Here is an 11,213-nt window from a genome sequence, read left to right on the forward strand (position 1 = left end):
GTTGGGGAAACACCCGGTCCCATTCCGAACCCGGTAGTTAAGCCCTTCTGCGCCGATGGTACTGCACTGGTTACGGTGTGGGAGAGTAGGTCGCCGCCGAACATAATTTGCCCTGCGGGTTGAGCGCCACAAGCGCTCCCCGCAGGGCTTTTTCGTGCTGTGCCGTGTTTGTCCGCTGTGTTCGGTTGAGCCGCCGTCCGGGTGACGCGCCCCAGGCGAGCGGGTGACACGGGTCAAGCCCAGGTTGTTCGTCCCTACCGTGATCGTCATGAACGAGCAGTGGGTAGGGGAGGCACCTTTGCGGTGGCGAGCGTGCAGGAGGCGGGGCAGGCACGCCCGCGAGCCCGCGCCGTCATCGCAGTCGATCCTGCCCGCGGTGCTCGGCGTCGTGCTGCTGGTGTGCCTGATCCTCCTCCTGCTCACGTACCTCTAGCGGGACTGCAGCGCGTCGAGCGCGACGGCCTGGGCGACCACGAGCCGGCGGTCGACGCCAGGATCCTGGATCGGGACCAGGTAGTGGTCACGAACCCAGGTCTTCTTGTCGACGCTGAACACGGGAGCGCCGTTCTCCGTGGTGAAGTCGAAGTGATACCGCATGGGGAACGGCGCTTCGCCAACGATCGGGATCCACTGCCACAGCCGTCGAACACCCGCGAACCACTTGTTGCGCTCAGCACCCGTCGTCTTGCCCCAGCCCGGCTGCTCCAAGTGCCAGGTGGACCGCAGCAGCGACTTCGCGAAGTCCTTGCGGAACAACCCGATCAGCTGCCCGTTCGCGTCCGTCACGTCGTAGCCGCTGCCGAGGTCGAGCGCCTTGCGGGCGTTGAACTCGAACAGCACCTGGCTCTTCGACGAGTCGGTGTAGACCGTGATCCGTTCCTTGATCTTGAACTTCTTCTGCTCGGCGAAGCCGACCAGCTCGCCCGGTTCGCCGTTGTCGTCGACGAAGACCTCGTAACGGTTGGTCATGAACGTGACCTTTTGGTGCACGTGCAGGACCTGCACGCTTTGCAGACTCACAGCTCACCCTTCTCCACCGGCACTGGCCGCAGATCCCCGGTGGGAAACCGCCGCTCATTGCGTTCGATCTTGGCGAACGCGGTCTCGACGAGGTCGACACCGAGCTTGTCCGCCAGCCTGGTGAGGTAGTGCATCACGTCCGCAAGCTCGTCCCGCACGTTCCACGCGAGTTCTGGGTCTTTCATTGCATTCGCTGCCTCTTCGGGCGTCAGCCACTGGAAGAGGTCGGTGAGCTCGCCGACCTCCGCGGACAACGCCATCACCAGGTTCTTGGGCGTGTGGTAGCTGTCCCAGTCGCGGGCAGCGGCGAACGCCCGCAACGCATCCCTCAGGTCCACGAGATCACGCTCACTCATGTCCACTAAGTACCACGTGGACGAACGAGCAAGGATGGCGGCTGATCAAGCATGGATCGTCCGCGTCAATGTTGATTGGCTGTAGTCATGTCAACATTGAGCGGAATCAAGTCGTCAACCGTCCTCGTGCTCGGCGCCACCGGTAAGACCGGTCGTCGCGTCACCGAACTCCTCGGCCCCGCGGCTCGTCCCGCGTCGCGGACCTCGGCAACGAAGTTCGACTGGTCCATCCCGGACACCTGGGAGCCCGCCCTCGCCGGCACCACCGCCGTCTACGTCGTGCCGCCGGACAACCCCGTGGCACTCGCCGAGTTCGTCCCCCTCGCAGTGAAGTCCGGCGTCACCAGGCTCGTCCTGCTGTCCATGCGCAGTGCACCCGACGACGACCCGTTCGAGGCGGCGATCAAGAACTCGGGCGTCGAGTGGACGATCCTGCGGCCGACCTGGTTCATGCAGAACTTCGACGAGGACATGTTCGCCGCGCCCGTGCAGCACGGCGAGCTCGCGGTGCCCGCCGGTCAGGGCATCCACCCGTTCATCGACGTCCGCGACATCGCCGAGGTCGCCGTCGCGGCATTGACCCAGGCCGGCCACGAGGGGAAGACCTACGAGCTGAGCGGCCCGGAGGCCTTGTCGTTCGCCGAGATGCTGGCGCGCATCGTGGCAGTGACCGGCAACCCCGTCCTCTACACCGACGTCACCCCGGAGGAGTTCGCTGCCTCAATGCGTGGCCTCGGCTACCCGGACGACATCGCCGACCTGGTCACCATGCTGCTCGTGCGCATCCGCACGGGAGCAGAGGCGCACCTGTCCGACGGCGTGCAGCGGGTCCTCGGCCGTGAGCCGCGAACGTTCGCCGACTACTTGGGCAGCAGCAGGTTCGTCTGACGTTGCTCCATTCGATCAACTCGCTGTGGTGCCACTGCCGCTCTTGGTTTACTCGTTCGAACAGGAACGAGGTGAGGGATGGCAGGGTGGCGTGGCGAGGTCCTCGAAGCGGTCGACGAACTGCTCAAGCATGTTGGCAGCGGCGCTCAGGGCGAGTGGAAGCTGCTGGGCAGGGCCGTCGCGCAGGCCGATGGCTGGTACGTGCTCGATCTGCACATCGGCTCCCGGCGCCCGCCGACCGCGGACAGCTTCGACCAGCTGTGCTTCGCGGACAAAGAGGGACCTGAGCACGGCACGACAGTTCCGGTCGCCCGCTCGCAGGTCACTGACGAAGTGCTCAAAGTCCAAGCGGAGGGCACCCTGCCGAAGGGCTGCGATTGGCTGTGGACGGTCCGCCTGACGCCGCAGCAACTGTTGCGCAAGCTCCGGGACGGCATCGCCGCGATCCAGAACGCGAAGCTGGCGGACAGGCTCGCGGCCGGCGCGCTCGACCCGGTACCGGCACGGCCTGGCGACTACCCGCCGGGCTTCCTCCCTGCTCAGCGGCAAGCCTATCTCGCCTGTGTCGAGCCAGGTCTGCACGCCGTGTGGGGGCCTCCCGGAACCGGCAAGACCCGTGTGCTCGCACGGGCGATCGAGGATCTCGTCAGCACAGGGAAGCGCGTGCTGCTGGTGTCGACGGCGAACGTGGCCGTCGACAACGCGCTCAACGAGGTCATCAAGCACCTGCGCCCGAAGCCGGGCCTGGTGCTCAGGGTCGGGCCGCCGCACCTGCCCGAGCTCGTCAACAACGACGACGTGCAGCTGGATCGGCTGGCAGCCAGGAAGACCGTGGAGGTGGATGCCGAGCGGCAGCGGGTGCAGGACGAGATCGCGGAGGCCGACCGCGTCGACGTCCGGCTGGCCGAGCTGGACACCGAGCTTGGCGACTACAACCACCAGGCTTACGTGCGTGCGCAGCAACGGCTCGCCACGTCGAAGGCGCACGATGCCCGGCGAGCCGACCTGGACAAGGCGATGGCCAAGCGCGAGAGGCTCGATCGCGATCTCCTGGCCGTCAATGCCCGTCTGAAGACGGCGACCGCCGAGCTCGCCCGGCTCGCTCCGGCACGTGAGGAACTGCGTCACGCCGCGAAAATGTCGGCGAGGCTGGCCGAGCTGGACCGGAACCTGGTTCAGGAACGCGCAAGCGCGGCGCACGTGGAGTTCAAGGTCTCGAACGCCGGCGGACGGTGGTTCACCCGATGGCGCAACCGCCGTCTGGTGACCGAAGCACAGGAACGGCTGGGGCGATTCGAAGCGCACGTGGCCGAGCAACATCAAGCACTGGAACCGTTGATCCAGCAGGCACACGCTGCCGCACACCCCGTGACTGAAGCGGATCTGGCGCGGGCGGACGACGAGTTCGCGCTGTGGAAGCGCGACCGAGCCGAGGTTCAGCGCCGGTGTGGCGACGCGGGGAAACTTGTACGTGAGCTCGGCAAGCTGTGCGATCAGCTGGTGGCGCGGGGCCTGGTGACCGACGACGACCTGTTGCTGATCACGTCCGCGGACAGCGGAGGTCTGCCTGGCAAGCACCAGAAGCGCGAGCAGCTTCAGGCGCTGCAACGGGACAACGACCGCGAGGGGCTGGAAGCCCGGCTCCGCGACCTCACCAAGCAGATCACCAGGCTGCGGCGCGACGCCGAGGGCGAGATCGTCGCGGACGCGATGGTGGTGGCGACGACTTTGGCGCGCTCACGGGCCCATCCCGCGGTGGCTCGTCAGCAGTTCGACGTGGTGCTGGTTGACGAGGCGGGCGCCGCGGTCGTGGGCGAGGTGTTGCTGGCCGTGGCACGGGCAACGACGACGGCCACGTTGCTGGGCGACTTCCTGCAGCTTCCTCCCGTGACCCCGGAGGCGGATCGCAGCAGGAACGAGGCTGTACGACGCTGGTTCAAACCGGACTCGTTCAGCCACTGCGGGATCCTGGCGCCGGAGCACGTGGCGGCGAACGCGGGCTGCGTGGGGCTGCGACACCAGTTCCGGTTCGGCCCGAACCTCCGCAGGCTCGCCAACGACGTCGTCTACCAGGTGCTCGAGGACGGCGTCACCGAAGTCAGCGGCCGGCCGCCTGAGGACACCGAGATCGTGTTGATCGACGTGAACGGACTGCCTGAGCTCAACCAGGTGAACAGGTCCAGCAAGCTGGCCGGCTGGTGGCCGGTGGGAGCGCTGCTCGCGCGAAGCCTGGTGCAGCATCACCTCGCGGACGGCCCGGTCGGCATCGTGACGACCTTCAAACAGCAGGCCGACGCCACGCACGCCGTCCTGCGCGACGCCGGGCAGAACCTCCACGTGCCGGTCGGGACCGCGCATTCGTTCCAGGGCAGAGAGTTCGACACCGTGGTCTTCGACCTCGTCGAGGACGGCACCGGGTGGATCAGCAAGGCGAAGTGGCGTGGCGGCGACGAATTCGAGCGGTCGGGCGTGCGGTTGTTCGGCGTGGGGATCACACGGGCGCGCAAGCGGTTGTACATCATTGCCAACCAGCCGCGGGCGGTGAAGGGCGCGGTCGGCGGGACTCCGCTCGGGGCGCTGCGGGCCCTGGGGGCCGCGGGAGAGGTGCAGTGGTGCCGGGCCGGTGTGCTCCTGGGGTTGACGGAAACCGTGGAGTTCCGGGCGGTGTCGCCCATCGAGGCCGAACTGCAGGAGGTGCTGCGCGGGCTGGTCGAGGTCACCGACATCGACGACGAGTTCTCGTTCGACGCCGCGCTGGACACGCACCTCAAGGCGGCGCGCAAGTCCGTGTGGATGTGGTCGCCGTGGGTGGCGAAGAAGAGCTCCCGGTTTCTGCCGTTGATCGCCGACGCGGTGGCGCGAGGTGTTGACATCCGGGTGTTCGTGCGCACTGAGCGGGACACGAACATGCGCAAGGACAGCTTCCGCCGCTGGCTCGAGGAGCTCGTGCTGACCGGCGCGAAGGTGATCCGGTCGGAGGTCGAGCACCGCAAGGTCGTGGTCATCGACCGTCGAACCGTGCTGATGGGCAGCCACAACCCGTTGTCGCAGAACCGCAGCCGGGAGGTCATGATCACCTGCCAGGGCGCCGCGTTCGCCGAGCGGTTGCTGGAAGACCTGCAGGCCGAGAAGTTCGGCCATCCGCCGCAGTGCTCACAGTGCGGTCGCGACTTCGAGCTGTGGCGGTCAGCTTCCCAACGCCGAGGCAAGCCGTACTTCTGGCGATGCCATCCGTGCAAGGTCGATCAGGCGATCATTTAGGCAGCAGCAAGTTCGCGTGAAGACCACGGGTGCCCTCGTTGGTGATCACGGCTTCGCAGAGCGCGCGCCCCGTGTGGGCGCGCCACTCTTGCGCGATTTCGCAGTAGCGCAGGCCCATCGCGTAGGTGAGCTGGCCGATGCGTTCGCCTTCGAGCAGTACCTCGAGAGTGTGTTCGCCCGTGTGGGAGCCATTGTCGATGCGGCAGTCCCTCAGCTCGGCGATGACGTGGACGGGTGTGCGGCCGTTGACCACGCGGTGCAGCACGTGCTGGTGGGCTTCCTCGCCTGTGACGGTCACCTGTTGTTCGGCGGGGAGCGTCGGGGCCGTGCCGAGGGCCTCGTGGTCGAGCAGCAGCAGCCGAGGGTCGCCGAGATGCAGGTGCACGCCGTAGTAGCGCTGGCCACCGCCCACGATGCGGGCCGGGCACGAGCCGACCTCGCCGCGTTCGGCCAGTTCGAGCAGAAGTGGCTGGTAGTCGGCCGCCTGGTCACTGCGCAGGTAGCCGGCGGTGATGGCGGAGCCGTCGCCGCGCAGCAGGTCGACCCGCACCGCCTGGCGGTCGTGCCGGTTGGAGGGCTCCGGCACGAGCACCGCCGTGGCGGGGACGGCCTCGTCCAGCGTTTGTGCTGTTGAGTGCCTCGCGACCTCGGCGATGGCGTCCTGGTAGTACGACTCGCCGACGATCGCGACCCGCCCCGCGGTGGAGAGGCGGCGGATGCGGGAGCGAGTGCGCGTCGCGGCGTTCTGTTCTGACGTTCCGTTCTTGGTGCCGATGAACATCAGGGCGAACAGTGCGAGGCCGATGACGAAGCCCAGCGGGCCGAAAGCAACGGTCAGAACCAGCGCGAGCACGGCAACAGCGATCAGAACTGCGGCGGGCGAGGGCTCTGTACGTTGCTGCATCGTCATGGGGCGTCCTCACGACTCGGCTTCCCGTCACTCTCAGTGTCGGGTATGCCGGGCGATACGTTTCACAAATCGCTCGTTTGGCCTAATACAACGGGCTGTGCACTCCAGCCTGTGACCGGAATGCGTCGCGGATCGGGATCGTCGGCCATCGGTGGTCGCGGGTTCTCTTCGGCGAGCTTCTGCGTGGCACCGAGAGATGCCCACGTACGCGCCATGCCGTAGGAGACGCCGCCGAAGAAGAGGACGCCCACGAGGAAGCCCCAGCTGTCGGTGAAGATGCGGAACACGGCGTATCCGGCCATGGCCGCGGTGAGGACACTCATCACCAGCATGAGGTGGTGCGTGCCGTGCTTGACCTTCTGCGTGTTGGGCCGCATCGGCTGAGCGTCGCCGAGGTCCCACAGCTTCTTGGCGTTGGCCCAGCGCGCACTCTCCAGCGGCGGGCGAGGGTCCGGCTTGGCACGGGCCTGCGCGCGTTCGACGATCAGGCGCTGCACCGGGGCGACATCCTCGACCGGCAGCAGCCACTCCTGCCCGCCGCCGATGATCCGCAGCACCGGTCCTGGCGTGATGGTGAGCTCGCTGGTGTTGCCGAACCGCCACTGCGCCGGCGTGTGCACGGCCCCTGCCTCGACGTGGCTGATCCGGTCGAACCGGATCGCGACGCGCCCCGGCCGGCGACTCCCCGTGCCGGGGCGGAGGCAGCTTGTCCAGCAACAGCCTGCGCGACTGCACCCGGAGCCGGCCACCACCACGCAGTCCGATGAGGACCTCGACGGCCGAGCGCTGCACGTCGCCGGTGATCGGCCGCGACACGATCTTTGCCGCGAGCCACGCGAGTCCCCCACGCGACGAACGGCGTCGCCGCGGCCAGTGCGGTCTTCTGCCAGCCGTCGGCCAGCCCGCTGACAACCCCGCCGAACGCGACCGGCACCGACGGCAGCAGTGCGATCCGCGGCCATGCCGCCGTCATCCACCAGAGGCCCGCGAAGAGCAGGAACGCCACCGGGACGGGCCAGAACCCGCCGAACTCGGTGAAGTTCTCGATGAACTCGGCTGCGAAGTCGAACTCCTCGTGCCCGCCCGGCAACGACCGCTGGAACAGGTACGACGACAGCGTCAGGTATCCGAACGGCACGACGGCGTAGCTCAGCAGGATGAGCGGCGCCGCCACGAGGTAGCGCAAGAACATCATTTCCGGGTCCCCCAGGTCGATCAGCGAACCAGGGTAAGGCGTGCGCGCCCTCTCGGTCCTGGTTCTCCGCCACCTGGCAGTGCCGTGAGGACGAGCCCGAACACCAGGCCGTTGAGCTCTTCCAGGCCCAGGTTCAGCTCTTTGGCCACGTGGAGCGGTGTCGTGCCGTTCTCGCGGAGCACCCTGAACACCTTGGTCAGCAGCTTCGAGGTCTCCCTGCGGACCATCGATCCTTGGGTGTCGTGCGCGTTGGTCCGTGTCGCGAACTGTGCCTGCGACACGAACCAATGCCGGTGGTTGGTGCCGTACAGCTGCTTCTCGGGCATGAGGAACTCGGCGGCGAACTCCACGGGCTCGTCATGGCCGAGAAGGACGGCGAGTTGTTTCGTCGCGTCGAACCTCGCCTGCTCCGGCGTGGCCGTCGGGTTCAGGAACACGAACGGCGTTCCGTTGTGCCAGCAGGAGAACGCTCCCTGCCCGGTGCAGTCGACCGGCAGCGAGAACACCCGCACCCCGTGGGACTCCAGCAGCTGCACCATGTTCGGCGCCGGTCCGGTGTCGAGCCTCCAGGCGTCACGTGTGCCGCTCGGCGACGTCCTGGGCGGTGGCAGGTTCGGTTGGGGGAGCACGAACAGGCGCTCCAGCCACGCGTTGAACTCGATCGCCAGCTGCGCCGCCGCGGTCGCCTGGACGTCGTCCGGCCCGTTCTGCGGCCGTGGCGGTGCCAGCGCGCTCAGGAAGGCCGCCGGGAAACCGAGTGCCCCGGCCAGCGCCTCGACGGTGGCGGGCTTGGGCCTGCGTTGCCCGCGCTCGTACTCGCTGATCGCCCTGGCCTGCACCCCGGACTTGCGCCCCAGCTCGGCCGCGGTGAGTCCGCGCCGGGTACGGGCGAGCGTGAGTCGCGACGGGGTGAGCATGATCCGGCCATTGTCGCTGCTGTCGCGCCGCAGTGCCACGCGGGTCCGAACAGACCGGACGGACGGAGGTATGAGCTTGGCGGGTCGCTTCCGCTGTTCGTCGCCGGCAGTCACGACGGAGGCCAAGCGCGATCGGCGCTGGGCGTGATCAGGTGGTCGCGCCCGGTGAGGCTCGGCCTCGCCCAGTCAGCGGCGCAGCGCGATCGGGAAGTCCACCTCCTCCGGACCGTCCACATTGGGCTGTTTGAGCAGCGGGAACTCCATCGGCGGCAACGGGATCCGGTGCGCCCACCGCTCGATGATCTGGTTCTGCGGCGTGGGCTCCGGCTGCGACACCTCCCGCAGCACCACGAGCCGATCCTCCAGCTGCAGCGGATACGTCACCAGGAACCACAACTTCAGCCCCTCGCTGCGTGCGTTCTCGAACAGCGCGAACTGGTCGTGGTCGTTGTCCCGCATCATCGCCGCGATCGCGGGTCCCTTCGCGTAGTCGCTGCGCAACGGCGCGTCCAGCGATCCAGTCCCGCGGTTGCCCTGCAGCGTGCCGAGCAGGATCGGCCGCGACGGGTGCCGCGCGAGGCCCGCGTTCCAGTGGTCGAGCCGCTGCCACCCCTCCGCGGCCAGCAGCTGCCGCAACGTGCCCACCCGGTGGATCCAGTCGAGCAGGCCCGGTGCGTTGGTCGGGCCGAACGGTGGCGAGGCTGCGCGCGCGTCGATGCCGGCGGCGATCGCGCGGTCCAGGACGGCGAGGCGCAGGCCCAGCTCGGCGAGCCTCTCGTCGGCCGTGGGGGTCAGCTTGCGGAAGGCGGCGTTGGTCATGCGGTCGACGGTAGCGACGGGGTCTGACAATTACGGGAAACTGCAGGTCGTGTACCGCCATGTCGATGCAGGACCAGCCCCGCCAGCTACGTCCGAGGCGACTTCCCGCGTGATGCGCAGGACACGCCGCGTCGGCACCGCCCCGGAGCTGGCACTTCGCCGGGCATTGCACCGCAGAGGGTTGCGCTACCTCGTGGACGTCGCACCACCCGGCACCAACCGCCGCAGGCGTGTCGACGTGCTGTTGCGCGGGGCACGGATCGCGTTGTTCGTCGATGGCTGCTTCTGGCACTCGTGCCCCGAGCACGGCCAGCTGCCGAAGGCGAACCGCGAGTGGTGGCGGGTGAAGCTGCACGGCGTGGTCGTCCGCGACAAGGACACCAACGTGCAACTTGCGGCCGCCGGTTGGCTCGTCGTTCGCGTGTGGGAGCACGACGATCCGGACGAAGCCGCCGACCGGGTCGCCGCGCTCGTGGCCTCTCGGCTGGTCAGGCCGCCACAGGCGTGAGCTGGTGCAAGACGTCCCGCTCACCCAGTCGTTCCCTGGCCCACTCCACCACAGCGGTTTCCTGGGCGAACAAAACGATCTGACGGTCCTCCGACAACCGCAGCAGCAGATCGAGCACCGCACGAGTGCGAGCATCGTCGGCCTGCACCGTGACGTCGTCCAACAACAACGGGCACGCCTCAGTGGCGAGGTGCTGAGCGAGAGCCACACGCAGCAAGAGGTAGATCTGCTCGGCAGTGCCCAAGGACAAACGTGAAGCATGGTGCCACGCCTCGGAGGCGGTGCACACACGCACGGTCAGAGACAACGGGTCCACAGCGGCATCGACGTAGCGGCCGTCGGTCACGAGAGGTAGCCACGTGCGAAGGGTCGTTTCCAGGGCGGGGGCGATAGTGCTGTGCACCTTCTCGCGGGCGGCGGTCAGGTAGCGGGAGGCCAGGTCGATGGCCTCCACCTCGGCGGTCACCTCGGCCAGGGCGGCGGTGGCGGCCTGCACGGTTTCCTCGGCTTCCGGGACGCTGGGCAGACCGCGGACCAGCTCGGCCACGGTGGCGGCCAGGGAGTCGCAGGACGCGGCCAGTGACGGGTCCACCGGGCCGCAGGCGGCGTAGCGGGTGGCGGTCTCCAGCAACGACGCGTGGTGGGTCTGGGCGGCGGAGAGGGTTGTCTCCAGGTCGTTCAATGTGCCTTCTGCCAGCAGAGACTGCAGTTCGGCCCACGCGTTGCGCTCTTCTTCCGCCTCGCGCAGCGTGCGGTCCCAGCCGCGTTGCCACTCGGCGATCGCGCGGAGCAGGTCTTCCGGGCGCTCGCCGGTGCCGCCGATCGCGGTCACGGCGTGCCGCAGCAGAGCCAGAGCGCGTGTGTGGGCGACGGTGGCCTCGGCGACGGTGGCTTCCGCCAGGAGGCGGTCTTCCAGTGCCTGCGCCAGAAGCGGGCGCTGCGCGGCCATCGACGCCTGGCGGGCGCGGACCTTGCAGTCGGTTTCGTAGTCCACCAGCAGGTCCGGCACGGACATCACGGCATCGATCTTGCCGCGGGCGGCGAGTTCCACGCGGACGGCCTTTTCGGTGCGCGCGACCTCGCAGACCAAATCCATGTGGTCGGCTTCCCACGCGGCGCGGTTGGCCAGGCGCCACAACGTTTCGCGGTTCGCGGGCACGCCCAGGGACGAGCACTGGGCGGCGGCCTCGTCGTGGACGCGCACGGCTTCCGACGCGACCGCGCGCTGGCCCTCGGCCTCGGCCAGCTTGCGGTCCGCGACGAACAGCAACGCGCGTGCATCAGTTGCCAGAGTGGCACGTTCGGCGGCGAAAGCGACGGCGGCGTCGCGTTGGGGACC

General features: G+C 68.3%; 12 protein-coding genes and 1 rRNA gene. 6 read left to right on the top strand and 7 right to left on the bottom strand.

Annotated features, from left to right (window positions below; genetic code table 11):
• Window positions 1–102 (top strand): 5S ribosomal RNA (gene rrf / locus FXN61_RS41345); the annotation flags it as partial.
• A gap of 166 nt (window positions 103–268) precedes the next feature.
• Window positions 269–433 carry a hypothetical protein gene (locus FXN61_RS41350; protein WP_167979307.1) on the top strand — a complete coding sequence of 55 codons (165 nt, stop codon included), beginning with the start codon at window positions 269–271 and terminating at the stop codon, window positions 431–433.
• Here the strand turns inward: FXN61_RS41350 and FXN61_RS41355 are convergent.
• A complete protein-coding gene (locus tag FXN61_RS41355) occupies window positions 430–1,020 on the bottom strand; it encodes an LURP-one-related family protein (RefSeq protein WP_312878406.1) in 591 nt (196 codons plus the stop codon). The genes FXN61_RS41350 and FXN61_RS41355 overlap by 4 nt on opposite strands.
• The gene (locus FXN61_RS41360) at window positions 1,017–1,376 is read right to left on the bottom strand and encodes a nucleotide pyrophosphohydrolase (RefSeq protein WP_167979308.1); all 360 of its coding nucleotides are present in this window, start codon (window positions 1,374–1,376) and stop codon (window positions 1,017–1,019) included. The genes FXN61_RS41355 and FXN61_RS41360 overlap by 4 nt, the downstream gene beginning before the upstream one ends.
• Before the next feature lie 87 nt (window positions 1,377–1,463).
• Here FXN61_RS41360 and FXN61_RS41365 point away from each other — a divergent pair, with 87 nt between their 5' ends.
• A complete protein-coding gene (locus FXN61_RS41365; protein WP_167979309.1) occupies window positions 1,464–2,264 on the top strand; it encodes a Rossmann-fold NAD(P)-binding domain-containing protein in 801 nt (266 codons plus the stop codon).
• A 78-nt stretch (window positions 2,265–2,342) separates the two neighbouring features.
• Window positions 2,343–5,525: an AAA domain-containing protein gene (locus FXN61_RS41370; RefSeq protein WP_167979310.1), complete on the top strand. Its 3,183-nt coding sequence runs from the start codon at window positions 2,343–2,345 to the stop codon at window positions 5,523–5,525.
• Here FXN61_RS41370 and FXN61_RS41375 read toward each other — a convergent pair.
• A complete protein-coding gene (locus FXN61_RS41375; protein ID WP_167979311.1) occupies window positions 5,518–6,435 on the bottom strand; it encodes an HIRAN domain-containing protein in 918 nt (305 codons plus the stop codon). The two genes, FXN61_RS41370 and FXN61_RS41375, sit on opposite strands and share 8 nt — an antisense overlap.
• A 62-nt stretch (window positions 6,436–6,497) precedes the next feature.
• A complete protein-coding gene (locus FXN61_RS41380; RefSeq protein WP_167979312.1) occupies window positions 6,498–7,055 on the bottom strand; it encodes a hypothetical protein in 558 nt (185 codons plus the stop codon).
• A gap of 201 nt (window positions 7,056–7,256) precedes the next feature.
• Here FXN61_RS41380 and FXN61_RS41385 point away from each other — a divergent pair, with 201 nt between their 5' ends.
• Complete coding sequence (locus FXN61_RS41385; RefSeq protein WP_167979313.1) at window positions 7,257–7,583, top strand: hypothetical protein; 327 nt, start codon at window positions 7,257–7,259, stop codon at window positions 7,581–7,583.
• A gap of 67 nt (window positions 7,584–7,650) precedes the next feature.
• On the opposite strand, the gene FXN61_RS41390 is transcribed toward FXN61_RS41385, so the two are convergent.
• Together FXN61_RS41390 and FXN61_RS41395 are read right to left on the bottom strand one after the other, a co-directional pair.
• Window positions 7,651–8,586, bottom strand: coding sequence for an XRE family transcriptional regulator (locus FXN61_RS41390; RefSeq protein ID WP_223165823.1), 936 nt, complete (start codon window positions 8,584–8,586; stop codon window positions 7,651–7,653).
• Window positions 8,587–8,733: 147 nt separating this feature from the next.
• On the bottom strand, window positions 8,734–9,366 hold the full coding sequence (locus tag FXN61_RS41395) for a hypothetical protein (RefSeq protein WP_167979315.1): 633 nt from the start codon (window positions 9,364–9,366) through the stop codon (window positions 8,734–8,736).
• 49 nt (window positions 9,367–9,415) lie between these two features.
• Here FXN61_RS41395 and FXN61_RS41400 point away from each other — a divergent pair, with 49 nt between their 5' ends.
• Entirely contained in the window at window positions 9,416–9,874 is a 459-nt protein-coding gene (locus FXN61_RS41400) for a very short patch repair endonuclease (RefSeq protein WP_376770805.1), read from the top strand.
• On the opposite strand, the gene FXN61_RS41405 is transcribed toward FXN61_RS41400, so the two are convergent.
• On the bottom strand, window positions 9,855–11,213 hold a 1,359-nt coding region (locus tag FXN61_RS41405; RefSeq protein WP_223165824.1), incomplete at its 5' end, for an ATP-binding protein. The genes FXN61_RS41400 and FXN61_RS41405 overlap by 20 nt on opposite strands.

The sequence above is a fragment of the Lentzea indica genome (assembly GCF_012184385.1).
Classification (GTDB): Bacteria; Actinomycetota; Actinomycetes; order Mycobacteriales; family Pseudonocardiaceae; genus Lentzea; species Lentzea indica.

Excerpts from the sequence above, each read along its gene's own strand:
- FXN61_RS41360 (WP_167979308.1), bottom strand. The coding sequence starts at position 1,376 with ATGAGTGAGCGTGATCTCGTGGACCTGAGGGATGCGTTGCGGGCGTTC.
- FXN61_RS41370 (WP_167979310.1), top strand. The coding sequence starts at position 2,343 with ATGGCAGGGTGGCGTGGCGAGGTCCTCGAAGCGGTCGACGAACTGCTC.
- FXN61_RS41375 (WP_167979311.1), bottom strand. The coding sequence starts at position 6,435 with ATGACGATGCAGCAACGTACAGAGCCCTCGCCCGCCGCAGTTCTGATC.
- FXN61_RS41350 (WP_167979307.1), top strand. The coding sequence starts at position 269 with ATGAACGAGCAGTGGGTAGGGGAGGCACCTTTGCGGTGGCGAGCGTGC.
- FXN61_RS41395 (WP_167979315.1), bottom strand. The coding sequence starts at position 9,366 with ATGACCAACGCCGCCTTCCGCAAGCTGACCCCCACGGCCGACGAGAGG.
- FXN61_RS41365 (WP_167979309.1), top strand. The coding sequence starts at position 1,464 with ATGTCAACATTGAGCGGAATCAAGTCGTCAACCGTCCTCGTGCTCGGC.